The sequence below is a fragment of the Spirillospora sp. NPDC048823 genome, assembly GCF_043198445.1.
Classification (GTDB): domain Bacteria; phylum Actinomycetota; class Actinomycetes; order Streptosporangiales; family Streptosporangiaceae; genus Spirillospora.
Genome location: NZ_JBICUT010000001.1, coordinates 402,214 through 425,280, shown reverse-complemented (window position 1 = coordinate 425,280; position 23,067 = coordinate 402,214). Strand labels below are relative to the sequence as shown.

Sequence of the window (23,067 nt, the reverse complement as noted above, 5' to 3'; positions counted from 1 at the left end):
GCGGTGCGGGAGGTCTTGTCAATCCGGCCACGAACTCCGCGACCGGGAGCCGGCGGGGAGACCGCACCCGAAGCCCGCCGCGTCGCCCCGACCCGGTGCACGGTTTCCTGGAGCGTCTGGGAGGCTGGTGGGCATGAACAGGTCCCATGCCGTCGTCGTCGGGGCCGGCATCGCGGGTCTCGCCGCCGCGCGCGTCCTCGCCCGCGCCGGCGTGCGGGTGACCGTCCTGGAGGGCTCTCCCCACATCGGCGGCAAGCTGCGGGTCAGTGAGATCGCCGGGATCCCGGTGGACGAGGGCGCCGAGTCGATGCTCGCCCGCCGTCCCGAGGGCCTGGACCTGGTCGGAGACCTCGGCCGCCTCGGCGATCTCGTCAACCCCGGCACCACCTCCTCGGCGATCTTCAGCCGCGGCGCACTGCGCGCGATCCCGTCCGGGCAGGTCATGGGCGTCCCGTCCGACCTGCGGGCGCTGGCCGCCTCCCGGGTGCTGTCCCCGGCCGGGCTGGCGCGCGTCCCGCTCGACCTCGTCCTGCCCGGGACGCCGCGCGGCGCCGACGTGTCCGTCGCCGACTACATCGGCGCCCGCGTCGGCCGCGAGGTCGTCGACCGCCTCGTCGAACCGCTGCTCGGCGGCGTCTACGCGGGTCTCGTCGAGCGGCTCTCGTTCGACTCGACGCTGCCCGCCGTCGCCGCCTCCGCGCGCACGCACCGCTCGCTGCTCCACGCCGTCCAGGGCATCCGGGACGCCGCGCCCAAGGACCCCGGCCCCGTGTTCGCCACCCTGCCGGACGGCCTCGGCGCGCTCCCGCACCTCGTCGCCGACGACGTCGCCGCCGCCGGAGGGACGGTCCGGACCGGCGCCATGGTCCGCGAACTGCGCCGCGGCCCGGACGGATGGCGGCTGACCATCGGCCCCACCCGCGACCCGGAGTACCTCGACGCCGGCGCCGTGCTGATCGCGGTGCCCGCGGCGCCCGCGTCCCGGCTGCTCAAGGACGACGTCCCGGCCGCCGCCCGGGAACTGGAGGGCATCGAGTACGCCGGCATGGCGATCATCACGCTCGCTTACCGGGCCACCGCGTTCCCGCGGCTCCCTAAGGGCAGCGGCTACCTCGTCCCCGCCGTGGAGAGCGCGCCGGAGAACGGCGGGCGGGGGGTCAAGGCCGTCACGTTCAGCTCGGTAAAATGGCCTCATCTGCGCGACCGTGACCCCGACGTCATCGCGGTGCGCTGCTCCATCGGGCGGTTCGGCGAGGAGCACCTGCTCCAGCGGACCGACGCGGAGCTGACCGCCGCCGCGATGGCCGAGCTCGCCGCGACGTGCGGCGTCACCGAACTGCCCGCCGAGACACGGGTGACCCGGTGGGGCGGCGGCCTCCCGCAGTACAACGTTGGCCACGCCGACCGCGTGGCCAGGGTCCGGTCCGCGGTCGCCGGGGAGCCGGGGCTCGCCGTCGCGGGCGCGGCCTACGACGGCCTGGGCATCCCCGCGTGCATCGCCTCGGCACGCGCGGCGGCCGCCCGGGTACTGGACCATCTGCGCAGCCGAGAAGGAGCAGACCATGACGCAGCCGGCGGGCAAGCCGAAGGCACGCGAACTCAATAACGTCATCCGCTACACCATGTGGTCTGTCTTCCGGGTCGCGAACCCGGGCACGCTCGGTGAGCAGGACGCGGCCGAAGTCCAGGCCCTCCTCGACCAGGCGGGCCAGAAGGACGTGACCACCCGCGGCGTCTACGACGTCGCCGGGCTGCGCGCCGACGCCGACTACATGTTCTGGTGGCACGCGCCCACGTCGGACGACCTGCAGGAGGTCTACACCCGGTTCCGCCGCACGGCGCTGGGCCGCGCCAGCGAACCGGTGTGGTCGCAGATGGCGCTGCACCGCCCGGCGGAGTTCAACAAGAGCCACATCCCGGCGTTCCTCGCCGACGAGGAGCCGCGCGCCTACGTGTGCGTCTACCCGTTCGTGCGCTCCTACGAGTGGTACCTGCTGCCGGACGAGGAGCGCCGCGCGATGCTCGCCGAGCACGGCAAGATGGCGCGCGACTATCCCGACGTCCGGGCCAACACGGTCTCGTCGTTCGCGCTCGGCGACTACGAGTGGATGCTGGCGTTCGAGGCCGACGAACTGCACCGCATCGTCGACCTGATGCGCCACCTGCGCGGCGCGAAGGCGCGGCTGTACACCCGCGAGGAGATCCCGTTCTACACCGGCCGCCGCAAGCCGGTCGCCGAACTCGTCGCCGACCTCGTCTAGGGCCCGCCTGTCCTCGGACGGCGTCAAGCCTGTCCGAGGACATCGCCAACCCGCCTTGGGACGAGGTGGAACCTGAGTAGGGTGCCGTCCGTGACCAAGTCTCCCGCCAGGCATTCCCGTGGACGGCACGCGCGGCCGCCGTCCCGGATCGAGATCCGCTGGAACCGTCTGACCGCGTCGCTGCGGGAGTCGCGGCGCCGCCGGCTGGCCGCGGCGGCGACGGCGCTCACGGTGGCGGCGGCGCTCGCGGGCGCCGCGCTGACGCTGACCGGCGGCTCGGGCGCCGGCTCCCGCGCCGCCATCGCCCGCACCGGTGCCGCCTCACCGGCACCGCAGGAGACGGCCGCGGCCGCCGGCGACCCGGACGAGATCCCCGACGCGGTGCCCTACCTGGAGACCAGGGACCCGGACGACGAGGTCGTCAAGCACGTCACCGACGTCCGCCGCAGCGGCCGGTTCGTCCGCGTCTACACCGACCTGGGCGAGGGGGACGAGAACTCCGAACCGGCACTCGACCTGTGCAAGTGGACGACCGAGTTCCTGCGCGACGGCGGCGACGACGAGCCCCGCGTCTTCGTCCACGGCACGAGCGACGGCAACGGCAGCGTCGTCCTCGCCAACAAGCAGAGCGACAAGGACGACTGCGAGGTCGGCGAGACCCGCTAGAACCCCCCGCCCCCGCCCCCGCCCCCGCCGCTGTCGAAGCCGCCGCTGTCGTAGCCGCCGCCGTCACCGTCGGCCGCGCCTTCCGCGCCGTAGTAATGGCCGGCCGTGCTGCCGCTGTACCGGTGGCCGCGCACCCGGCTGCGCGGAAGCTTGATCGGCTTCGGGTCGCCGGCCTCCAGGATCTCCCGGATCCAGGCGTCCTCGACTCCGGCCGGCCCGAGCGCGGCGAGGCGCTCGGGGCCGGACGTACCGGGCTCGTCCGCGAGGCGGCGGCGCAGCGCCCGGCCCCGGCGGGTCGGACGGAGCCGCCCGCCGCGCAGGAGCCCTGCCGCGCGCAGCCCGTCCCCGGCGGCACGCGTCTGCGGCGCCTTGGCGGCCGCGGCGATCACCTGGCCCAGCAGCCGCCCGACGTCGGGGATCTCCGCCAGGACGGCGGCCTGCACCGCGTCGTCGGACTCATCCCGGACGACCCTGACCCGCCGGGTCCCCCGGCCGATTCTGATGCGGCGCGCCTCGTACAGGGCCAGCAGCGCCGTCTGCGCGACCCGCTCTCGCCCGCCGCACAGCAGGGCGACTTCGTAGAGACCCAACTCGTCGGGACCGGACTCGCTCATGGAGACCCCCATGCGGTATGGCGTCGTCCATGAGACGTCCGAGGGCCGGTACCGGTTGCCTACTCGGCGGGTTCGAGGGTGAGCGAGATCGAGTTGATGCAGTAGCGGTCGTCGGTGGGGGTGTCGTAGCCCTCGCCGTGGAACACGTGCCCCAGGTGCGAGTCGCACACCGCGCACCGCACCTCCGTGCGGGCCATCCCGAGCGAGCGGTCCTCGATCAGCGTGACCGCTTCGGAGTCGGACGGCTCGAAGAACGACGGCCAGCCGCAGTGGCTCTCGAACTTCGTCGCCGAACGGAACAGCTCCGTCCCGCAGGCGCGGCACCGGTACACCCCGACGGTCTTGGTGTCGGTGTACTCGCCGGTGAACGGCTTCTCGGTGCCCGCCTCCCGCAGCACGTGGAACTCCTCCGGGCTGAGCCGGGCCCGCCACTCATCCTCGCTTTTGCGGATCTTGTCCATGCCTTCGAAGGTACCCGGCGGGGGCGTTCCGGGGGACTGTCGTGCCCGTGGGTTAACGTGCCGTCATGGCCTCGCCCTTCATCGAGATCCCGGTCGGGGATCGGCTCGTCAAGGTGACCAACCCCGACAAGGTCTACTTCCCTGAGCACGGCTACACCAAGCGGCAGCTGGTGGAGTACTACCTGGCCGTGGGCGAGGGCATCGTCCGCGCCACCCGGAACCGGCCGACGACGCTGGAGCGCTGGCCCGCCGGCGTGTTCGAGGGCGCCCGCATGGCCACCCGGGAGGACTACGCCCGCGGCCAGATGGGCGCGGGCGCCGGCAAGTCCGACGCGTTCTACCAGAAGCGCATCCCCAAGGGCGCCCCCGACTGGGTGCAGACCGCCCGGATCGCGTTCCCCAGCGGCCGCTCCGCCGACGAGGTGTGCCCCACCGAGGCCGCCGTGATCGCATGGGCCGCGAACCTCGGAACGCTGACGTTCCACCCGTGGCCCGTCCGCAAGGGCGACGTCGACCACCCGGACGAGCTGCGCATCGACTTCGACCCGCAGCCCGGCACCGACTTCTCCGACGCCGTCCGCGTCGCGCTCGGCCCGGCCCGCGACCTGCTGTCCGAGCTGGGCTACACCGGCTACGTCAAGACGTCCGGCAAGGGCGGCGTGCACGTCTACGTCCGCATCGAGCCGCGCTGGACGTTCACCCAGGTCCGCCGCGCCGCCCTCGCGTTCGGCCGCGAGGTGGAGCGCCGCGCTCCCGCCGAGGTCACCACCAAATGGTGGAAGGAGGAACGCGGCGAGCAGATCTTCATCGACTACAACCAGAACGCCCGCGACCGGACGATCGCGTCGGCCTACAGCGTCCGCCCGGCCCCGCACGCCCCCGTCTCGGCCCCCGTGACATGGGACGAGCTGCCCGACGTCGACCCCCGCGACTTCACCATCGCCACGATGCCCGCCCGCTTCGCCGAACTCGGCGACCTGCACGCGTCCATCGACGACGAGTCGTTCTCCCTCGACGGCCTCCTCGACCTGGCCGACCGTGACGAGCAGGACCACGGCCTCGGCGACATGCCGTACCCGCCGAACTATCCGAAAATGCCCGGCGAGCCGAAACGCGTCCAGCCCAGCAAGGACACCGACAACCATCCCTGACGAGGCCCCGGCGCCGTATGGTCAGGGGCCCGCCGCTCGGGTGGTGCGGCGGGCCCGGCGCGGGATCAGTAGAACCTGCGCTCCTGGACGGGGAGGGTGACGTCGGACGGCCCGCGCCACGTGGTTTCGGGCTGCGGCGGGGCGACCATGGCGGCCGGCTCCTCCGCGCCGACGACCACGGGGATGCTGATGGAACTGCCGCGCAGATCCACCGTGACCTTGGTGCCCGTGGGCGTCTCGGTGTTGTAGTCGGCGTCCGTGCCGGCCAGGACCAGCGCCAGGCGGTGGCCCTTCTTCAGCAGGTACTCCTGGCTGAGCGTCTCCCACCGGACGTCGTAGTACCGGCCCGGCTCCAGCGGTCTGGGGTGGCTCAGCGACCGGTGGTTCTGGGCGTCGAGCCAGCCGCGGGCGACCACGTTCACCGGTGAGGTGACCGTCGTGACCTCGGTCTGCCGGTAGCAGGCGTCGTCGGCGGGGGTGCTCTCACCGTGGCAGTCCTCGGTGTCGAGGGTGCGGATGCCCGAGCCCGGGCCGAGATGGTCCACGCGGGTGTCCTCGCCGTAGTCGACGAGCAGCGCGGTGACGTTGGACGTCGGCTTGTCCAGCTTGATCCTGAGCCGCGCCTCGGGCGTCCCGGACAGCCGTCCGGTCCTCGGCAGCGGGCCCGAGACGAACGCGGCCCGGAACGGCTGCTCCACCGTCGGGTCGCTCACCATCGCGCTCTCCGGGTGGCCCCCGCCGCGCGGGCCGGGAGCGTCGGTGAACGCGGCGGTCGCCCCCTCCGGGGCGCGCTTCAGGCCGAGGGTGCCGTCCTCGCCGGGCCGCAGGGTGATGTCGCGGGCGTCGCGGGACGGCCAGTTCGACTGGGTGATCCACCGTTCGGGGCCGGTCTCGATGTCGGCGCGCGGCTCGTCCATCACACCGTTGCGGATCTTGTGCAGCTCGTGGTCGAACCACTTGTGCAGGGTCGCCACCCAGTGGTCGCGCCGGAAGTCGAACGGGTCGACGTGGCCGCGCTGCGTCAGCCACACCTTGCGCTGCACGCCGTGCCGGGCGAGGGCGTCCCACCACAGCGCGAAGTGGTTGTCCTTCACGTTGAGGTCGTTGACGCCGTGGACCGCGAACACGCTCGCCCGGACGCGGGACGCGCGGGCGATCGTGCCGCGCCGGTAGTCGGCGGTCTTCCAGTACGCGTTGTAGTCGCCGGTCGCGTCGTCCTCGCCCTCGTCGAGGCCGGCGTTGACGGCGGCGCACTTCTCCGGCGGGTCGGTGTCGACGTAGCCCGCGAGCCAGGGCTGCTCGTCCGTCCAGTACCGCACGCCGTTCATGCGGCTGTAGTCGTACCAGCTGCTGATCGCGGCGATCGGGACGATCGTCTCCAGCCCCTCGACCCCGGTCGCGGCGACGCCGTTGGCCAGGGTGCCGTCGTACGACTTGCCGATCATGGCGGTGCGGCCGGTGGTCCAGTCCGCCTCCACCGGGCTGCCGTCCGCCCGGTACGCCTTCGCGCGGCCGTTCAGCCAGTCCACCACGGCCTTGCCGCCGAGGACGTCGGTCGGCCCGCCGCTGACGGGGCAGCCGTCGGAACGGGTCGTCCCCACCATGTCGACGGCGAGGAACGCGTAGCCGCGGGGGACGAAGTAGTTGTCGTAGAACAGGGGGAACTTCACCGGGTTCCCGTCGGCGTCGTAGGTCTTGCGCTCGCTCTCGTTGCCGCGTCCCGCGTTGTCGTAGTACGGGCTCTCATCCATGATCACCGGCACCTTGAGGCCGTTCTCGGTCTCCTTGGGCCGGATGATGTCCACGTTGACGCGGTCGAGTTCGCCGTCACGGTCGCTGTCCACGCTGGACTCGACGTACACGTGCTCGCGGATCGCGTCCTCGTAGGAGAAGACCGGCTGGGTCGCGCCGCCCTTCACCACGATCTTGGGGGACGTCTGGGCCAGCGCCGCCGCACCGCCGCCCGCCGCGGTCATCGCCGCGCCGGTCAGCACGGCCACCGTCATCGTCCGCCGGGTTCGTCTCAGGGATCGCCTGGCCAACCCGCACCTCCCGGAAATCGGAAAATGATCTCTACGGGGGCACACGCTCCTCGCCCCCGGACTCCGGGTAAAGAGCGGCGCGCGACGAACTCGCGCCGGATTTGGTCATCTCCTGCCGTTGCCTTCCCGGCCCGCCTGCTCCAGGCCTGCGAGGAGGGGCGGGAGGTCGTTGTCGTGGATGAGGGTCAGGCGGCGGGTGGCCCGGGTCAGGGCCACGTAGAGGTCCTGGCCGCCCTTGGGGGACTCGGTGAGGATGCCGGACGGGTCGACGACGATGACGGAGTCGAACTCCAGGCCCTTGGCCTCTTCGGCGGTCAGGACGACGGCGGGGGAGTCGAGGGCCTCCGGGGTCGCGCCGGCGGCGGCGTCCGGGAGGGCGTCCAGGACGGCGGCGTGGCGGGCGGCGGACGTGATGACGGCGAGGCGGCCCTCCTTGAAGGCGCCGCCGATGTCGTCGGGGGTCCCTCCGGTGACGAGGGACAGTTCGGATTCGATGAGGGTGGGGAGTCCGGTGACCGGCATCGCGATCGCCGCGGGCGGGGGGCCGTCGTCGCGGACGGGTTCGGGTGGGGTCTGGCCGGGGGCGACGGCGGCGAGGACGTCGGCGGCGACCCTCATGATGGCGGCGGGGGTGCGGTAGTTGACCAGGAGACGCTGCTCGCGCCAGCGGCCCGGGACGTACCGGTCGAGCATCTGGCCCCAGGACGCGGCGCCGGCGGCGCTGCCGGTCTGGGCGATGTCGCCGACGACGGTGAGGGAACGGGTCGGGACGCGCCGCATGACGGTGCGCCAGGCCATCTCGGACAGCTCCTGGGCCTCGTCCACGATCACGTGCCCGTACGCCCATTCGCGGTCGGCGATGGCGCGCTGCGCGGTGGTGAGCGGCGGGCCGTCGTCGTGGTGGCGTTCGGCCAGTTCGGCGGCGGAGAGCAGGTCGGCGGCGGAGAGCCTGTCGCGTTCCGCCGGGCCGGCGGATTCGATGACCTCGCGGGCGTACAGCTCCTCCTGGGCGCGGGCGGCTTCGGCGGCGCGCAGGCGGGCCTTGTCGGCGGAGTCGTCCTTGCCGAGGAGTTCGGCCGCCTCGTCCAGGAGGGGGATGTCCGAGATCGTCCACGGGGCGTTGGGGGGACGGTGAAGGAGCGCGCCGTCGAGGCCGGCCTGCGCGCCCGCCCGGGCCAGGGCGTCTGGTGCGGCGTAGAGGTCGGTCAGGAGCTGCTCGGGTGTCAGCTCGGGCCAGAGCTCGTTGAGGGCGGACTGGACGGCGGGATCCTGCCAGAGGGCCTCCTTGGCCAGGCGCAGGTCTGTTTCGTCCAGGAGGGGTTCGTCTTCGGCCTCGTCGATGAGTTCCTGGAGCCAGCCGGGGAGGCCGCCGTTCTTGGCGATCTCTTCCAGGGGCTCGTCCATGATGCGGTCGTACTGCTCGGCCCTGTTGATGGCGAGGGCCTCCAGGACGTCATGGACGAAGCGGCGCCGCTGGACGTTGTGGGGGAGGCGCATGGCGCGGGCACGGTCGCGGATCTCCTCGCACTTTTCGGCGTCCACGACCAGGGTGAGGCCGTCGGTTTCGATGTGGAGGCCCTCAGCGGGGACGCGCTGCCGGTCGTGGACGGCCGCCTGCACCAGGTCTGCCATGCGCAGGTCGCCCTTGACGACGGCGACCGCCGGGGTTTCGGTGGCGGTTGCCTTGAGGCCGGGGTAGAGCTCACCGACGGTGGCGAGGGCGACGTCTGTTTCGCCCAGGCCGGGAAGTACCTGCTCGATGTAGCGGAGGAACGTGGCGTTCGGGCCGACGACGAGCACTCCGCGCCGTTCGAGGACGTCCCGGTGCGTGTAGAGGAGGTACGCGGCCCGGTGCAGGGCGGCGACCGTCTTGCCGGTGCCCGGGCCGCCCTGGACGACGAGGACGCCCTGCAGGCCTGAACGGATGACCTGGTCCTGTTCCTCCTGGATGGTGGCGACGACGTCGCTCATGCGGCCCGTCCGGCCGCGGCGGAGGGTGGCGAGGAGGGCGGCCTCGCCGACGATGCCGCCGCGTTCGGACTCGTCCAGGCCCTCCAGGTCGAACACCTCGTCGTCCAGCCGGACGACCTCGCGGCGGCGCAGGTGCAGGTGGCGGCGGCGTGCGAGGGTACCGGGTGCGCCGGGGGTGGCGGTGTAGAAGGGGCGGGCGGCGGCGGCGCGCCAGTCGATCAGCATCGGCTCGCGGTCCTCGTCGCGGAGGCCGATGCGGCCGATGTAGAACGTGTCGCCGGGGCCGTCGGCGTCCGCGCGGTGGTCGACGCGGCCGAAGCACAGGCCGTGCTCGACGCCGCCGAGCCCGGCCAGGCGGCGGGCCGCCTCGTCGGTGGCGACGGCGCTCTCCACCCTTGCCTGGAACGCGCCGCCGCCGCCCGTGGCGGGCCCTTCGCGCAGCGCGGCCTCGGCCTTCGCCCGTTCGACGTCGAGCCGTGCGTACACGCGGGACACGTACTCCTGTTCGGCGAGCATCGCGGACTTACGCGCTTTTTCATCCCGTTCCGGGTTGACAGCGTCGGCTTGACGGAGTCCCATGCCTCGGGTACACTCCTTTTCAGGATGGAATTTCTGTGCGCAACTCGTAAGTCGCTACCCTACCATCCGTTCTTCTCGCCGCGCATGATCTTCTAGCTCGCTCCCAAAAGATCATCGTTGTTGTAGCGGATGTCACCCGCGCGGTACCTGGGGGTCACCGGCCGTGGTGAGGCTTTCCGGCAGTCGTTGCCGGAACCTCCGAAAGGTCGCTTTCTCCATGGCCGACACCGCACACCCGATCAACCGGCGAACGCTGCTCGTCGCCGGTGGACTCGCCACCGCCGCCGCCGTGACCGCCGCCCCCCTCCCTGCCAACGCCGCCCCCCGCCCGCGGCCCCTGCCCGGCGACCCGTTCACCCTCGGCGTCGCGTCCGGCGACCCCGACCACGACGGGTTCGTCCTCTGGACCAGGCTCGCCCTGAACCCCCTCGCCGAGGACGGCCTCGGCGGGATGCCGGACCGCACGATCCCGGTGCGGTGGGAGGTCTCGACCGACGAGCGCTTCCGCCGCATCGAACGGCGCGGCACCGCCGCGGCCCGGCCGAGCGGCGCCCACTCCGTCCACGTCGAGCTGAACGGCCTGCGCCCCGGCCGCGACTACTGGTACCGCTTCCGCGCCGGCGACCACGTCTCCCCGGCCGGACGGACGCGCACCGCCCCGCACCCGGCCACCTTCGGTCCCGCCCTGGCGATGGGCTTCGTGTCGTGCTCCCAGTTCGAACACGGCTACTTCACGGCATACCGGCGGCTCGCCGAGGAGAACCCCGACCTGATCCTGCATCTCGGCGACTACCAGTACGAGTACAAGAAGGGCGTCTACAACAGCCCCGGCGGCAACGTCCGCGACCACGACGGCCCCGAGACCGTCACTCTGGCGAACTACCGGCAGCGGCACGCCCAGTACAAGTCCGACCGCGACCTGCAGGCCGCCCACGAGGCCGCGCCGTGGCTCGTCGTGTTCGACGACCACGAGATCGAGAACAACTGGGCCGACGACATCCCCGAGAACAACTCCGACACCCCGTCCCACGAGGCGTTCCGCGCACGCCGCGCCGCCGCGTTCCAGGCCTACTACGAGAACATGCCGCTGCGCCGCCGCTCGCTCCCCAAGGGCCCGGACATGCAGCTCTACCGGCGGATCCAGTGGGGCCGGCTCGCCAACTTCCACATGCTCGACACCCGCCAGTTCCGGGACGACCAGAGCTGCGGCGACGGCTACAAGGACTGCCCGGAGGCCGCCGACCCGAAGCGCTCCATCACCGGCGACGCGCAGGAGAGGTGGCTGCTCGACGGCTTCCGCCGGTCCCGCGCCCGCTGGGACGTCCTCGGCCAGCAGGTGTTCTTCGCGCAGCGCGACAACACCGCCGGCCCCGTGAAGAAGACGTCGATGGACGGGTGGGACGGTTACGTCGCGTCCCGTGACCGCATCACCAAGGGCTGGCTGGACGCCGGGGTGCGCAACCCCGTCGTGCTCACCGGCGACGTCCACGCCCACTGGGCGAGCGACCTGAAGGCCGACTACGACGACCCGGACTCCAGGACCGTCGGCGCCGAGCTGGTGTGCACGTCCATCAGCAGCACCGGAGACGGCCGGGACTCCGACCCCGCCGACCACCCCTTCCTCGAGATCAACCCGCACCTGCGCTTCTACAACAACCAGCGCGGCTACGTGATCACGAAGATGGGCAAGGACGAGATGAAGGCCGACTTCACGACGCTGCCCTACGTCCGGACGCCGGGCGCGGAGGCGTCCGTCAAGGCGACGTTCGTCATCGAGGACCGCGTCCCCGGCGTCAACCAGACCTACCTGCGGCCCTACGCGTCGGCGAAGATGTCGGCCCGGCCGGACCAGGAGATCATCCGGCAGACCATCGAGAACGAGACCCAGCCCTGACGCCCCGACTCATGTCCCGGCCATGGTGAGTGAGCTCATCGGTGCTCCCCGCACACGCCGGGGGGTGCCCCGCAGTCGCGTGGGCACCCCCCGGCGCCGTCCTGGTCTTCAGAGGTCGACCCGTGCGTTCGTTGCTCCGCCGCTGAAGATGTCGCTCAAGTCATAGGCCACCGGGACTTCGAGCTGCTCGTACGTACAGGAGCCGGGCTTGCGGTCGGGCCGCCAGTTGCGGAAGCGGGCGGTGTGCCGGAACCGCTCGCCCTCCATCGCCTCGTAGGCCACCTCGACGACCAGGTCGGGACGCAGCGGCACCCAGCTGAGGTCCTTCTTGCCCGTCCACCGGGACACCGCGCCCGGCATCCGGTCGACGGTCGCCTCGCTCTGCTGCGCCCACTCCGCCCACGGGTGCTCCGCCAGATCCTCCAGCCGGTACGGCTGCAGCTCCTCCACCAGCTCGGCGCGGCGCTTCATCGTGAACGAGGCCGCCACCCCGACATGCTGGAGCTTCCCCTCGGCGTTGTAGAGCCCGAGCAGCAGCGACCCGATGATCGGCCCGGACTTGTGCCAGCGGAAGCCCGCCACCACGCAGTCGGCGGTCCGCTCGTGCTTGACCTTGAACAGGACGCGCTTGTCGGGTTCGTACGCGGTGTCGCGCGGCTTGGCGATGACGCCGTCCAGCCCGGCGCCCTCGAACTCGTCGAACCACCGGAGCGCCAGGTCGTAGGAGTCGGACGCCGGCGTCACGTAGACCGGCGCCCGCACCCCGGAGAGGGTGTCGACGAGGCGCCGCCGCCGCTCGCCGAGCGGCACCTCCAGCAGCGACTCGTCGCCGAGGGCCAGCAGGTCGAACGCCACGAACGACACCGGGGTCTGCTCCGACAGCAGCCTGATGCGCGACGCGGCCGGGTGGATGCGCTGCTGGAGGCCGTCGAAGTCGAGGCGCGCCCCCTTCGGCAGGACGATCTCGCCGTCCACCACGCACCGCTCGGGCAGCTCGCGTTTCACCGCCTCGACCAGCTCGGGGAAGTAGCGGGTGAGCGGCCGCTCGCCGCGGCTGGACAGTTCCACTTCGTCGCCGTCGCGGAACACGATGCAGCGGAAGCCGTCCCACTTCGGTTCGTACAGCAGGTCGCCCTTGGGCATGGTCTTGACCGCCTTGGCCAGCATCGGCGGCAGCGGCGGGCTGATCGGCAGGTCCATGCCCCCATCTTGCGCCCCGGCACCGACAAAAGGACATCCCGCGGGCGCAAAACGGCCGTTGGATAGCGTGCAGGTCATGCGCCGTCTGCTGCCCGAGCCCGCCGTCGCGGGCATCGACCCGTTCGACGCCTACGGGGACGCGCCGGCGCTCCGCCTCGGCATGGTGATGAGCGTGGACGGCTCCGTCACCGACGCCGAGGGTTGGACGGACGCCCTCGGCGGCGACGCCGACTTCCGCGTCTTCCGGACCCTGCGGGCCCTCGCCGACGCGATCCTCGTGGGGGCCGCGACCGTCCGTACGGGAAGACTCGGACCCGCCCGCCTACGCGCCGATCTGCGCGCGCGCCGCGGCGGCCCGCCCGCCCCCATAGTCGTGGTGAGCCGCTCCCTGGACCTCGACTGGACGCTCCCGCTCTTCACCCAGGCCGAGACCCCCACCATCGTCGTGACATCACAGAACGTCCGGAGCAGGGTTCCGAGCCACATCCAGGTGGTCGATGCAGGCGAGGACGACGTCGACCTTCCCGCCGCCGTCAGGACGCTCCGCGAAGACCTCGGCTACGAGCGTCTCCTCTGCGAGGGAGGCCCCTCCCTGGCGACCGCGCTGATCCGCGCGTCCCTCGTCGACGAACTGTGCCTCAACATCGCCCCGACCCTCCTCGGCGGCCCCGGCCACACCCGCCTCCTGGACGGCCTGCGAACCGAGGTGCCGCTCGACCCCACGGCCCTGTACCTGGACGAAGGCGTGCTGTTCGTCCGCTACCGGCTGCGGCTGTAACGCAGGAAGAGGAAATCCTCGTCCTGCAGGGCGTGGGCGAGGGTCAGCTCCGGCGGGACGGGGACGGGCGGCCCGTCCAGGATCCGCGTCGGATGCCCGCCGAGCAGCAGCGGGCTCAGCGTGAGGCACAGCTCGTCGAGCAGCCCGGCCGCCACCACCTGCGCGAGGACGCCCGGACCGCCCTCGCACAGGAGGCGCCTGTGGCCGCGCGCCGCGAGTTCCCCGACGGCGGCGGCGAAGTCGAGCGAGTCCTCCCCGGCGAGGATGACGTCGGCGCGCTCCCGTGCGGCCTCCAGCCGGGCCGGGTCGGCGGTGGCGGTCGCCAGCACGATCGTCCTGGCCTTCGCCTCGGTGAAGATCGGCGCGTCGAAGTCCAGGTCGAGGGTGCGCGAGACGATCGCCAGCGGCGGGACGGGGGTGCGCCCGTCCCGGACGCCGTCCCAGCCCTCGCTCGGCTTGACCGGCCCGTAGCCCTCGGCGCGCACCGTGTTGGCGCCGACGATGACCACGTCGGCGAGGCCGCGCAGCAGCAGGAACAGGTGCCGGTCGGCGGGATTGCCGAGACCGCCGCTGCGCTCGTCGCGCTGCGCCGCCCCGTCCAGGCTGGCGACCATGTTGGCCCGCAGCCACAGGCCCTCCGGCGGGTAGGCGTAGCGCTCGCGGAGGTCGGCGTCGCCGGCCTCCGGGGAAAGGGTCCGCATAGGAGACCCAAGCTACTCCAGCCCCGGCCGCCCCACGCGGACGACGGTCCGCGCATCAATCTGGACGAATTCGTCATGGCGGGAGGGTCCGGAGGCCACACTGGGGCCGGGGACGGGGATGAGAATCTCATGGAAGGAGCGGGGGTTGGAGTTCGCCGCTTTGGGCGCGTGGGTCCTGGCCGCCGGCGCGGGCGCCTACCTGTTGATCAACTGGATGTCCGGCGGGGGGCCTTCGGCGAAGGTGACACGGTTCCCGGCCCTGGTCGTGGCGGGACATCCCCTCGCCGGCACCGCCGGGCTCGTCATCTGGATCGCCTACCTGGTCACCGGGCGGGCCGCGTACGCCTGGCTCGCGTTCGCCGCGCTGCTGGTCGTCACCGTCCAGGGGTTCATGCTGCTCACCCGCTGGCTCGTCGGACGCGGCGGCCGCCACGGCCGCCACGCCCGCGGCGCGGACCAGGACTTCCCCGCCGCCGCCGTGGCCGTCCACGGCACGCTCGCCGTCACGACGTTCGTCCTGGTCTTCTTCAGCGCCATCGAAGTGACCCGCGCCTAACGCCGGCCGCCGAACCGGGTCGCCGCCGCGATGCGGTCGATCTCCGCCTGTTCGGACGGGCCAGAGGCACCGGGACCGTCCGCCGCGCCGCGGCGGACGCACCGAGCAGCCGTCCGGCCTCGGCCGCCTGGACGGATCCCGCCGACGCCACCGCACCGGGCGTAGGGCTAGGGGAGTCTGCGGAGGACGGTGAGGGCGCGGTCGGTGACCGTCACCGTGTCGCGGGCCTTGACGCGGGGGCGTTCCCCGACCGTGCCGGGTTCGGCGGTGTCGAGGGTGAACTCCCAGCGTTCGCCGTACTCGCCGCCGGGGAGGGCGAACTCGACGGGGTCGGAGCCGGCGTTGATGAGGAGGAGGAACGAGTCGTCGCGGACCCGGCGGCCGCGCGGGTCGGGTTCGGTGATGGCGTCGCCGTTGAGGAAGACGCCGAGGGATTTGGCGAAGCCGACGTTCCAGTCGTGGTCGGTCATGCTCTCGCCGGCGGGCGTCAGCCACGCGATGTCGGCGGCGGCGCCGGTGCCCCTCCCGGTGAAGAAGCGGCGGCGGCGGAACACGGGATGGTCGTGCCGCAGCCGCGACAGGGTCCGGACGAACTCCATGTCGGCGGAGTCCTCCCAGTGCACCCAGGCGATCTCGTTGTCCTGGCAGTAGGCGTTGTTGTTGCCCTTCTGGGTGCGGCCCAGCTCGTCGCCGTGGGAGAGCATCGGCACGCCCTGGGAGAGGAAGAGGGTCGCCAGGAAGTTGCGGCGCTGGCGGGCGCGCAACGCCAGGATCGCCGGGTCGCGGGCAGGGCCTTCCGTGCCGCAGTTCCACGACCGGTTGTCGTCGGTGCCGTCGCGGTTGTCCTCGCCGTTGGCGTCGTTGTGCTTGTGGTCGTAGGAGACCAGGTCGGTCAGCGTGAACCCGTCGTGGCAGGTGACGAAGTTGATGGACGCGAACGGGCGCCGCGCGCTGTGCTCGTACAGGTCGGACGAGCCGGTCAGGCGGGACGCGAACTCCGGCATCGTCGCGTAGGAGCCGCGCCAGAAGTCGCGGACGGTGTCGCGGTACTTGCCGTTCCACTCCGTCCACAGCGGCGGGAAGTTGCCGACCTGGTAGCCGCCCTCGCCGACGTCCCACGGTTCGGCGATCAGCTTCACCTGCGAGACGACCGGGTCCTGCTGGACGAGGTCGAAGAACGCGGCGAGCCGGTCGACGTCGTGGAGTTCGCGGGCCAGCGCGGAGGCGAGGTCGAAGCGGAAGCCGTCGACGTGCATCTCCAGGATCCAGTAGCGCAGCGAGTCCATGATGAGCTGCAGCGCGTGCGGGTTGCGGACGTTCAGGGAGTTGCCGCAGCCGGTGTAGTCGAGGTGGTAGCGCTTGTCGTCATCGCGGAGCCGGTAGTAGGACGCGTTGTCGATGCCGCGGAACGACAGCGTCGGCCCCAGGTGGTCGCCTTCGGCGGTGTGGTTGTAGACGACGTCCAGGATGACCTCGATGCCCGCCTCGTGCAGGGAGCGGACCATCGCCTTGAACTCCAGCACCTGCTCGCCGTACTGCCCGGACGAGCCGAAGGCGTTGTGCGGGGCGAAGAACCCGATCGTGTTGTAGCCCCAGTAGTTGTCGAGGCCCCGCGCCACCAGCGCGTGCTCGGGGATCGACTGGTGCACCGGCATGAGTTCCACGGCGGTCACGCCGAGGTCGAGCAGATGGTCGATCATCACCGGGTGCGCCAGGCCCGCGTACGTGCCGCGCTGCTCTTCGGGGATGCCCGGGTGCAGCTTCGTCAGGCCCTTCACGTGCGCCTCGTAGATGACGCTCTCGTGGTACGGGACGCGCGGCGGCCGGTCGTCCGCCCAGTCGAAGAACGGGTTGATCACCACGTTCTTCGGCATGTACGGGGCGCTGTCGTCCTCGTTGAGCGCGTCGGGGTCGTCGAACCGGTAGGAGAACAGCGACTCGTGCCAGCGGACTTCGCCCTCGAAGGCCTTGCCGTACGGGTCGAGCAGCAGCTTGGACGGGTTGCAGCGGTGCCCGCCGCGCGGGTCGAACGGCCCGTGCACCCGGTACCCGTACCGCTGGCCGGGGCCGACGCCGGGCAGGTAGCCGTGCCAGACGAACCCGTCCACCTCGGGCAGTTCCCGCCGCGTCTCGCGCCCGCCGGCGTCGAACAGGCACAGCTCGACCCGCCGGGCCACCTCCGAGAACAGCGCGAAGTTCGTGCCGGTCCCGTCCCAGGTGGCGCCCAGCGGATAGGGCTCCCCGGGCCAAACCTCCCGCATGTTCCATCTCCTCGGCCGGTCCATCCTCGCCCGTCGATTGTGGCTTACCTACCGTCCTCCAGCCCCCACCCACTGGGCCCCATCAGGGTGTCACGTCGGCGACGCTCCGTGCGGGAGGCGCCAGACGTCTTCGCCGTCGCCCGTCGTCTCGCCGGTGCGGCACAGGCCCAGCTTGGCGGCGACGGTCGCGGACGGGCGGTTGTCCGGGTGGACGGTGGCGACGATGTCGTGGACGCCGTGGGCGAGGAGCCAGTCCAGCAGGGCGCGGGCGGCCTCGGTGGCGAACCCGAACCCCTGGTAGGGCATCGCGATGACCCAGGCGACGGACGCGATGCGGCGCGGCGGGCCCGGCCTGACGGTCGAGCCGGTCGAGGGCGGCGTCACGGTGAAGCCGCGCGCCGCCGGAGTGACGGTCGCCCGAACGTAGCCGACGGCCTGCCGGTCGCGGCCGCGGCGGACGATCCAGTTCAGCCAGTACTCCTGGTGGAACGGCGCCGGCCCGGCGACCAGGTGCGCGTAGCGGGCGCGCAGTTCGTCGCGGGTGAGGGGCTCGCCGCCGAGGTAGCGGTGCAGGCGCCGGTCGTCCAGGACGGGGGCCATCTCGTCGGCATGATGGACCGCCAGCGGTTCCAGGACGAGGCGCTGGGTCCGGATGGTCTCGGCGAGCGGCCCGTACACCCGCCGATCGTATGCGCCCCGTGCCCGCCGGGGCCCGGTCAGAGGCGGCGTGTCCAGACGCCGGTGGAGTGCTGTTTCGGGTCGAGCCACAGCCACGGCTGGGAGTGGCGGAACGGCAGTTCCGTGCCGGGCTGCCAGGGGAACAGGCCCTGCCGGTTGGGCCAGACGACCTGGAGCATCGGCAGCGGGGGGCGCCGGTAGAACGCGACGGCGCCGCCGAACAGCGCGTCGTACCAGCGCGGGTCGATCTCCCGGAAGGCGGCGGCCTGTCCGCGCACGAGTCCGTCGCGGCGCTCGCCGTCCGCGGGGGCGCGCCCCTCGGCGGTGTGCCGGCCGAGGGTGTTGAGGATCTCCTCCGTCTCGTAGACGTCGCCGCCGAACATCGCCAGTTCCGGCGACCGGTGGCTGTGCCACAGGCCGACCGTGTACGCCCAGCCGGGTCCGTCGCCGTCGGGGTGGACGAGGACGACGCTCCAGCCGTACTGCGTGATGTGCACGATGGTGCGGAGCTGGAAGTTGTCGAGCCGGTCGCGGTCACCGTAGTCACGGCAGATCACACAGGTGCATGAGGGGCGATCGCCGGACATGACCGTCAGTTTACGATCAATCGACCCTGTGTATCGCGCCGGGGACCATCACCAGAACACGCCGGTGTCCCGGGGCCGGCTCTCGTGGCCGGCGCGGGCGTCCGGCCGACGGCGCGGGCGGGCGAGCATCGTCGCCAGGAGCATCGCGGCGGGCAGCCCCAGCGGCACGGCGGCCAGGGGCGCGGCGGTCGCGACGTCCAGTGCCGTCCCGCCGAGCAGGCCCGCGACGCCGAGGTTGTCGCCCTGCCGTCCCACCGGGACAGCGAGGGCGGCTCCGGCGGCGGCGACGGCGAGCCCCGCGGCGGGGAGCGCGAAGATCCGTCGCCGCACGAAGAAGCCCAGCGCGACCCCGGCGGCGCCGAGCGCGGGCAGGGCGATCGCCCCGAGCCACCGCACCGGCCGCGGCCTCAGCTCGATCCGCAGGACCGGCGGCGGTTCCCCGGAACGCAGCCGCCAGGTGCGGTGGCCCGAGGGCCGGGTGTCCGATCCGACCGTGGCCGGCACCGACGGCAGCGTCAGCGTCATGGACGTGACGCCGAAGCCCTTGTCGGCGAGCTGCCGCACGGCGCCCGCCGTGTCGATCCGCAGCGACGCCCTCCGGCCGGTCCGGTAGGCGCGGTCGACGGCGGCGCTGGCGAACGGCATGCCGCGGTCCTGTTCGGTGTGGACGCGGACGCCGCGCGCCTCCGGGAACGTCCGCTCCGCGATCCGCCGGGCGAGCGCCCGCACCTCGGCGTCCGATCGCAGCCGTCCCGCCGCGTGGAGGTCCAGGAGGGCGTCCCCGCCGGGCAGGACGGTGACGCCGAGCCGGGCATGCTGCCGGGGGACGGGCCCTCCGCCGCCGCACCCGGCGATCACGGCGACGGCCAGCAGTGTCACGCCGAGTGCGACGAGCCGCCGAACGGACACCCCGGCCTCCGATGCTGGACGCTGCCGATTCCCACCCTGGTAAGACGATGTCGCACCCGCGTCTCGTTCCGGTCCCGGAACGGTGCTCGGCTACGAGCCGGATCTGGCCGCGGTGCGCACGATCGTCGGGCGGCTGATGGACGCGACGGATCCCCAGCCCGCAAAGCCGTGAGAGTCGACGTGACCCCTCCAAATGCGCCACTCCCACGCCTCCCTCCTGCTGACACACGGTGTCCCGGTGCCGGGTACTCGGCGGCGAGCTGGTCGGCGGTGGACCAGTGCGTCGTAGCCGGCTCCCGAGCGGCCGGTTCGTGGCAGAGTGGCGGGATGTCTGGAGCGCGGTACGGGATGGATGCGCCCTACGGGTTCGGCTTCGTGGCCCTGGTCGTGCTGGGGTTCTGGGTGACCGGGCTGGTGATGGCGGTCACCGCCGATCTGGCCGCCGCGCTGCCCGCGCTGGTCTCCGGCACCCTGCTGGCGGGATGCCTGGCCCTGAGCCTGCACGCCACGCTGCGCGGCAAGTTCCTGGTCTGGCGGGACGTGCTGGACGAGCTGGACCTGCGAGGCGACGAACGGCTGCTCGACCTCGGCTGCGGACGCGGCGCCGTCCTGCTGGCCGCCGCCCGGCACCTCCCGCAGGGCCGGGCGGTCGGCGTGGACCTGTGGCGCGGACGGGACCAGTCCGGCAACACCCCGGCGGCGACCCTGCGCAACGCCCGCGCCGAAGGCGTCGCCGACCGCGTCCACGTGCAAGGGGGTGACCTGCGCAGACTCCCGTACGCGGAGGCGAGCTTCGACCTGGTCGTGTCCAGCCTGACGGTGCACACCATCTTCGGCGCGGACGCCCGCGCCCAGGCGATCGCCGAGGCGTACCGGGTGCTGCGGCCGGGCGGCCGCCTGCTGATCGCCGACCTGGCGCGGACCCCCCGCGAGTACGCTGCGGTGCTGGCCCGGCTGAACGCCCAGGACATCCGCGTACGCGGCCTCGGCTGGCGCGCGTGGTGGGGCAGCCCGTGGGTCCCGACCCGCCTGCTCACCGCCCGCAAACCAGCCACCCCCTGAACACCAACCGGCACGATCCAGGCCCCATGGTCAGCGTCCGACGAGCACCCTCGATCACAGAGCGCCCGCAGGGAATTCAGTAGGGCGGCTCGGCGGACTGCTGGGCCTGAGCTTGAGTGTGGGCTCAGCCGACTTTCGGGGTGGCGCGGTCGATGATGGGGGGACAGGTCCAATTTCGGCGGGCGGGTGCCGGAAACGGCTCCCCAGTCGCCCGCGAGGCGGGACGCGCAGAAGGCGTCGGCTACCGCCGGATGGCCATGCCTGACCAGCAGCGATGCCTGGATAACGAGGGCTCGATCACGCCACGGGCGAAGCGCCTGGAACAGACCGACACAGCACTCCTGGCGGGAGCAGTGTGGTCATGATTGACGGTGGGCGGGTGGTCAAGGGGTGGTGAGGGCGGTGATTCTCGCTTTGGCGTCGGTGATCAGGTTCGCCGCGTGGGGGCCGGCGGCGTACCGGGCCGCGTTGATGGCGCCGGCGGCCGCGGAGGGCGGGTCTGGGTTGGTCGCGTGGTGCAGGGCGAACCAGAGCCACCGGTGTTCGTGGTCGCCGAGCTGGGAGCGGCGGGCGCGCAGGTGCGCCTCCGAGGTCAGGGCACGCGCGTTGATGCTGGCGACGATGTCGGGATCTTCGTCGAGGTCCGCGTAGCGGGCCGCCTCCGAGGCGGCCCACCACGCCAGGTCCCGCAGTGCCGGTTCGGGTAGTCCGGTCAGTGCTTCGGCGTCGGAACCGAGCGCGTTGTCGATGCTCCGCCAACGCGGATACAGCGTGGGCAGGTCCGGCACGATCCGGAACGCGATGTCGGCGGCCTCGATGCGGGCCAGGTCTTCGGCGGTGATGCCATGGCCGGTGAACCGCTGGACGGCCAGCAGGCCCTGCGCCTCCTTGCGACGGTCCAGGTCGGAGAAGTCGAGATCGGAGAGGAACAGGGCGAGCTGTGGTGGCGCGTCGAGGTCGCCGAACGGTTCGTCCGAGAGCAGCACTTCGCCATGCTCGGCGAACGACAGCCTGGTCAGCGCATTGACGTTCCAGTACATGCTGGCCGCCCGTCCGGTGGCGGACGCCCGCTCCAGCACGGGCGCGCGCGAGCCGCAGAAGCCGTTGTACTCAACGGCGATCACGGCGCCGCCGACGTCCAGCACCGCGACCCAAGGGTCGATCGACCTTCGGTTCATCAGATCGTCGGCGATTCTCTGCAGCGACTCCGGCTGGGCCGGGTCCGCTCCGAAGGCGCGCAGCACGTCCGCGGCCTCCGACCCGGTCACCACCGTGACCGTCGCGGCCTCGGACAGGGTGCTGTCGTCCAACCACCGGTAGACGGCCTCGGGCGGTTCGGGACGTACCGGCTCCGGCTCGCCGCGCAGCCGGTGGCCGAGCCGGTCGGTGCGGGTGTGCACGATCTCGGCCGCGGCGGGAGCCTGCCATATCCAGAGGTCATAGGACTCGCGGCTGTCGGCGTCGTCCCGGCCGCGGGCGTGGACCCGCAACCGGTAGTCGCCCGGCCAGGGCGGGGTGAAGCGGCGCAGTTGCGGCTCGACCTCCTGGGCCCCGGTCACGGACGCGCCGCCGGTCGCTGCATGCCAGCTGACCTCGACGACCTCCTCCCAGCCCGTGGCGACCTCCTGCGGCGGCTCTTCCAGGACGTGCGCCAGCATCGAGACGCGTCCGTTCTCGCGGCCGGTGCGGATCAGCGCACCGCCCGGCACTACCGCGACCAGCCCGTTGCCGCTGAAGTCGGCCTCCTCCGGGACGTCGCCTTCCTCCAGCAACGCGAACCTGTGCCCCGACACCGGCGGCGACCCGCTGACCGCGACGGGCATCAGGTACTCCTCCCTGACCTTGTCGAGTATCGCGGCGGCGTAGCCGGGAGGCATCGGGGTCTCGTTCAGCAGCAGGACCGCGGTGCCGATCGCGACGCCGAGCACCGCGGGCGGTCCGGCGACCCGGGGGTGGATGCCCGCCCGGTGCAGGACGGCGGCGGTGGTGGATACGGCCAGCGCGAGTCGCGCCGCGCCGTGCGCCGCGGCCACCCCCTCCTCGTCGGTGACTTCGGGTCCGACCGCCAGGAGGGCGGCGACGCGCGGGACGGTGGCGAGGCGGCGGACCAGGGCGGCGACCAGGGGCACTGCGCCCGGCCGGACATGGTCCAGCATGGCCGACGCGGTCACCGCCTCGCTCATCCCGTCCATGGTCATCATGCCGAGGCCGCCGGTAGGCGGCCCGCCCAGGAAACCGGCCAGGTCCGGGGCGTCGGCGAGGTCGAGTTCCGGGACGGTCAGTTCCAGCGCGCCCAGGAGGCGTTCGGTCAGCAGTGGCGGCAGCGAAGCGAGCGCGTCCCGCACCGGCGACCCGCTCGGCCCGGGCCGGACGCCGGAGTAGAAGTCGGCCCCGGGCCTGCCGGTCATCCCTCGGATGCGCCAGGTGTCGTCGGCGGCAGCCCGCAGCCGGCCGAGCTCGGCCGCCGGTGCGGCGGGTATGCGGGTGACGACCAGCGGTATCGCTTCGGCGACCGGCCCCGCCAATTCCTCCAGCACCGCTTCCGGAACCTCGACCACAGCACCTCCGACCGCCGATTCTCACCAGACGGACGGAACCCTAGCCATCGACTACGACACTGCGCCTGCCAAGGAGTTCGCCGCCCGGCCGCGAACGAGAGCGGGCGGCTGCTGTATCCGAGCGTCCCTCATGGAGGT

At 72.4% G+C, this 23,067-nt stretch carries 19 protein-coding genes; 8 read left to right on the top strand and 11 right to left on the bottom strand.

All coding sequences use genetic code 11. The annotated features are described in order from the left end of the window. The first annotated feature begins 133 nt into the window (after positions 1 to 133). The 3 genes from hemG (at position 134) to ACGFK0_RS01720 (ending at position 2,927) form a co-directional block, all read left to right on the top strand. Positions 134 to 1,606 (top strand): protoporphyrinogen oxidase, encoded by a 1,473-nt coding sequence (gene hemG / locus ACGFK0_RS01730; protein WP_392898557.1) that lies wholly within the window; start codon positions 134 to 136, stop codon positions 1,604 to 1,606. After that, complete coding sequence (gene hemQ, locus ACGFK0_RS01725) at positions 1,563 to 2,261, top strand: hydrogen peroxide-dependent heme synthase (protein WP_392898554.1); 699 nt, start codon at positions 1,563 to 1,565, stop codon at positions 2,259 to 2,261. Before hemG ends, hemQ begins: the two co-directional genes overlap by 44 nt. A 90-nt stretch (positions 2,262 to 2,351) precedes the next feature. Further along, the gene (locus ACGFK0_RS01720; protein ID WP_392898552.1) at positions 2,352 to 2,927 is read left to right on the top strand and encodes a hypothetical protein; all 576 of its coding nucleotides are present in this window, start codon (positions 2,352 to 2,354) and stop codon (positions 2,925 to 2,927) included. Here ACGFK0_RS01720 and ACGFK0_RS01715 read toward each other — a convergent pair. Together ACGFK0_RS01715 and msrB are read right to left on the bottom strand one after the other, a co-directional pair. Continuing rightward, positions 2,924 to 3,541: a TIGR04222 domain-containing membrane protein gene (locus ACGFK0_RS01715; protein ID WP_392898550.1), complete on the bottom strand. Its 618-nt coding sequence runs from the start codon at positions 3,539 to 3,541 to the stop codon at positions 2,924 to 2,926. The two genes, ACGFK0_RS01720 and ACGFK0_RS01715, sit on opposite strands and share 4 nt — an antisense overlap. A 59-nt stretch (positions 3,542 to 3,600) precedes the next feature. After that, on the bottom strand, positions 3,601 to 4,002 hold the full coding sequence (gene msrB / locus ACGFK0_RS01710; RefSeq protein ID WP_392898548.1) for a peptide-methionine (R)-S-oxide reductase MsrB: 402 nt from the start codon (positions 4,000 to 4,002) through the stop codon (positions 3,601 to 3,603). A 65-nt stretch (positions 4,003 to 4,067) separates the two neighbouring features. Between msrB and ACGFK0_RS01705 the strand changes: the two genes are divergently transcribed. Beyond that, positions 4,068 to 5,153, top strand: a complete 1,086-nt coding sequence (locus ACGFK0_RS01705; RefSeq protein WP_392898545.1) for a DNA polymerase domain-containing protein — start codon at positions 4,068 to 4,070, stop codon at positions 5,151 to 5,153. Between the two features lie 65 nt (positions 5,154 to 5,218). Here the strand turns inward: ACGFK0_RS01705 and ACGFK0_RS01700 are convergent, their stop codons facing one another. Further along, positions 5,219 to 7,159 (bottom strand): Xaa-Pro dipeptidyl-peptidase, encoded by a 1,941-nt coding sequence (locus tag ACGFK0_RS01700; RefSeq protein ID WP_392898543.1) that lies wholly within the window; start codon positions 7,157 to 7,159, stop codon positions 5,219 to 5,221. Between the two features lie 141 nt (positions 7,160 to 7,300). Beyond that, positions 7,301 to 9,745 (bottom strand): HelD family protein, encoded by a 2,445-nt coding sequence (locus ACGFK0_RS01695; protein WP_392898541.1) that lies wholly within the window; start codon positions 9,743 to 9,745, stop codon positions 7,301 to 7,303. Between the two features lie 217 nt (positions 9,746 to 9,962). Here ACGFK0_RS01695 and ACGFK0_RS01690 point away from each other — a divergent pair, with 217 nt between their 5' ends. Then, on the top strand, positions 9,963 to 11,639 hold the full coding sequence (locus tag ACGFK0_RS01690; RefSeq protein ID WP_392898538.1) for an alkaline phosphatase D family protein: 1,677 nt from the start codon (positions 9,963 to 9,965) through the stop codon (positions 11,637 to 11,639). A 108-nt stretch (positions 11,640 to 11,747) separates the two neighbouring features. On the opposite strand, the gene ACGFK0_RS01685 is transcribed toward ACGFK0_RS01690, so the two are convergent. Further along, a complete protein-coding gene (locus ACGFK0_RS01685; RefSeq protein WP_392898535.1) occupies positions 11,748 to 12,839 on the bottom strand; it encodes an ATP-dependent DNA ligase in 1,092 nt (363 codons plus the stop codon). Positions 12,840 to 12,915: 76 nt separating this feature from the next. Between ACGFK0_RS01685 and ACGFK0_RS01680 the strand changes: the two genes are divergently transcribed. Further along, a complete protein-coding gene (locus ACGFK0_RS01680) occupies positions 12,916 to 13,617 on the top strand; it encodes a dihydrofolate reductase family protein (RefSeq protein WP_392898533.1) in 702 nt (233 codons plus the stop codon). Here the strand turns inward: ACGFK0_RS01680 and ACGFK0_RS01675 are convergent. After that, positions 13,599 to 14,318, bottom strand: a complete 720-nt coding sequence (locus ACGFK0_RS01675; RefSeq protein ID WP_392898531.1) for a pyrimidine reductase family protein — start codon at positions 14,316 to 14,318, stop codon at positions 13,599 to 13,601. The two genes, ACGFK0_RS01680 and ACGFK0_RS01675, sit on opposite strands and share 19 nt — an antisense overlap. A gap of 118 nt (positions 14,319 to 14,436) precedes the next feature. On the opposite strand from ACGFK0_RS01675, the gene ACGFK0_RS01670 reads away from it, so the two are divergent. Beyond that, complete coding sequence (locus ACGFK0_RS01670; RefSeq protein WP_392898528.1) at positions 14,437 to 14,874, top strand: hypothetical protein; 438 nt, start codon at positions 14,437 to 14,439, stop codon at positions 14,872 to 14,874. Positions 14,875 to 15,041: 167 nt separating this feature from the next. Here the strand turns inward: ACGFK0_RS01670 and glgX are convergent, their stop codons facing one another. From glgX to ACGFK0_RS01650, 4 genes are all read right to left on the bottom strand, one after another. After that, a complete protein-coding gene (gene glgX, locus ACGFK0_RS01665) occupies positions 15,042 to 17,135 on the bottom strand; it encodes a glycogen debranching protein GlgX (RefSeq protein WP_392898525.1) in 2,094 nt (697 codons plus the stop codon). A 90-nt stretch (positions 17,136 to 17,225) separates the two neighbouring features. Beyond that, a complete protein-coding gene (locus ACGFK0_RS01660) occupies positions 17,226 to 17,813 on the bottom strand; it encodes a GNAT family N-acetyltransferase (protein WP_392898522.1) in 588 nt (195 codons plus the stop codon). Positions 17,814 to 17,851: 38 nt separating this feature from the next. Then, positions 17,852 to 18,400, bottom strand: a complete 549-nt coding sequence (locus tag ACGFK0_RS01655) for a DUF4262 domain-containing protein (RefSeq protein WP_392898520.1) — start codon at positions 18,398 to 18,400, stop codon at positions 17,852 to 17,854. 48 nt (positions 18,401 to 18,448) lie between these two features. Continuing rightward, positions 18,449 to 19,309 (bottom strand): hypothetical protein, encoded by an 861-nt coding sequence (locus ACGFK0_RS01650; protein ID WP_392898517.1) that lies wholly within the window; start codon positions 19,307 to 19,309, stop codon positions 18,449 to 18,451. Between the two features lie 327 nt (positions 19,310 to 19,636). Between ACGFK0_RS01650 and ACGFK0_RS01645 the strand changes: the two genes are divergently transcribed. After that, on the top strand, positions 19,637 to 20,371 hold the full coding sequence (locus ACGFK0_RS01645; protein ID WP_392898514.1) for a class I SAM-dependent methyltransferase: 735 nt from the start codon (positions 19,637 to 19,639) through the stop codon (positions 20,369 to 20,371). A 383-nt stretch (positions 20,372 to 20,754) separates the two neighbouring features. On the opposite strand, the gene ACGFK0_RS01640 is transcribed toward ACGFK0_RS01645, so the two are convergent. After that, complete coding sequence (locus ACGFK0_RS01640) at positions 20,755 to 22,929, bottom strand: DUF6461 domain-containing protein (protein ID WP_392898511.1); 2,175 nt, start codon at positions 22,927 to 22,929, stop codon at positions 20,755 to 20,757. Positions 22,930 to 23,067 lie beyond the last annotated feature (138 nt).

Coding starts and splice junctions, on each gene's coding strand:
- hemG (WP_392898557.1), top strand. CDS start 134: ATGAACAGGTCCCATGCCGTCGTCGTCGGGGCCGGCATCGCGGGTCTC.
- hemQ (WP_392898554.1), top strand. CDS start 1,563: ATGACGCAGCCGGCGGGCAAGCCGAAGGCACGCGAACTCAATAACGTC.
- ACGFK0_RS01715 (WP_392898550.1), bottom strand. CDS start 3,541: ATGAGCGAGTCCGGTCCCGACGAGTTGGGTCTCTACGAAGTCGCCCTG.
- msrB (WP_392898548.1), bottom strand. CDS start 4,002: ATGGACAAGATCCGCAAAAGCGAGGATGAGTGGCGGGCCCGGCTCAGC.
- ACGFK0_RS01705 (WP_392898545.1), top strand. CDS start 4,068: ATGGCCTCGCCCTTCATCGAGATCCCGGTCGGGGATCGGCTCGTCAAG.
- ACGFK0_RS01700 (WP_392898543.1), bottom strand. CDS start 7,159: ATGACGGTGGCCGTGCTGACCGGCGCGGCGATGACCGCGGCGGGCGGC.
- ACGFK0_RS01695 (WP_392898541.1), bottom strand. CDS start 9,745: ATGGGACTCCGTCAAGCCGACGCTGTCAACCCGGAACGGGATGAAAAA.
- ACGFK0_RS01690 (WP_392898538.1), top strand. CDS start 9,963: ATGGCCGACACCGCACACCCGATCAACCGGCGAACGCTGCTCGTCGCC.
- ACGFK0_RS01685 (WP_392898535.1), bottom strand. CDS start 12,839: ATGGACCTGCCGATCAGCCCGCCGCTGCCGCCGATGCTGGCCAAGGCG.
- ACGFK0_RS01680 (WP_392898533.1), top strand. CDS start 12,916: ATGCGCCGTCTGCTGCCCGAGCCCGCCGTCGCGGGCATCGACCCGTTC.
- ACGFK0_RS01675 (WP_392898531.1), bottom strand. CDS start 14,318: ATGCGGACCCTTTCCCCGGAGGCCGGCGACGCCGACCTCCGCGAGCGC.
- ACGFK0_RS01670 (WP_392898528.1), top strand. CDS start 14,437: ATGAGAATCTCATGGAAGGAGCGGGGGTTGGAGTTCGCCGCTTTGGGC.
- glgX (WP_392898525.1), bottom strand. CDS start 17,135: ATGCGGGAGGTTTGGCCCGGGGAGCCCTATCCGCTGGGCGCCACCTGG.
- ACGFK0_RS01655 (WP_392898520.1), bottom strand. CDS start 18,400: ATGTCCGGCGATCGCCCCTCATGCACCTGTGTGATCTGCCGTGACTAC.
- ACGFK0_RS01645 (WP_392898514.1), top strand. CDS start 19,637: ATGTCTGGAGCGCGGTACGGGATGGATGCGCCCTACGGGTTCGGCTTC.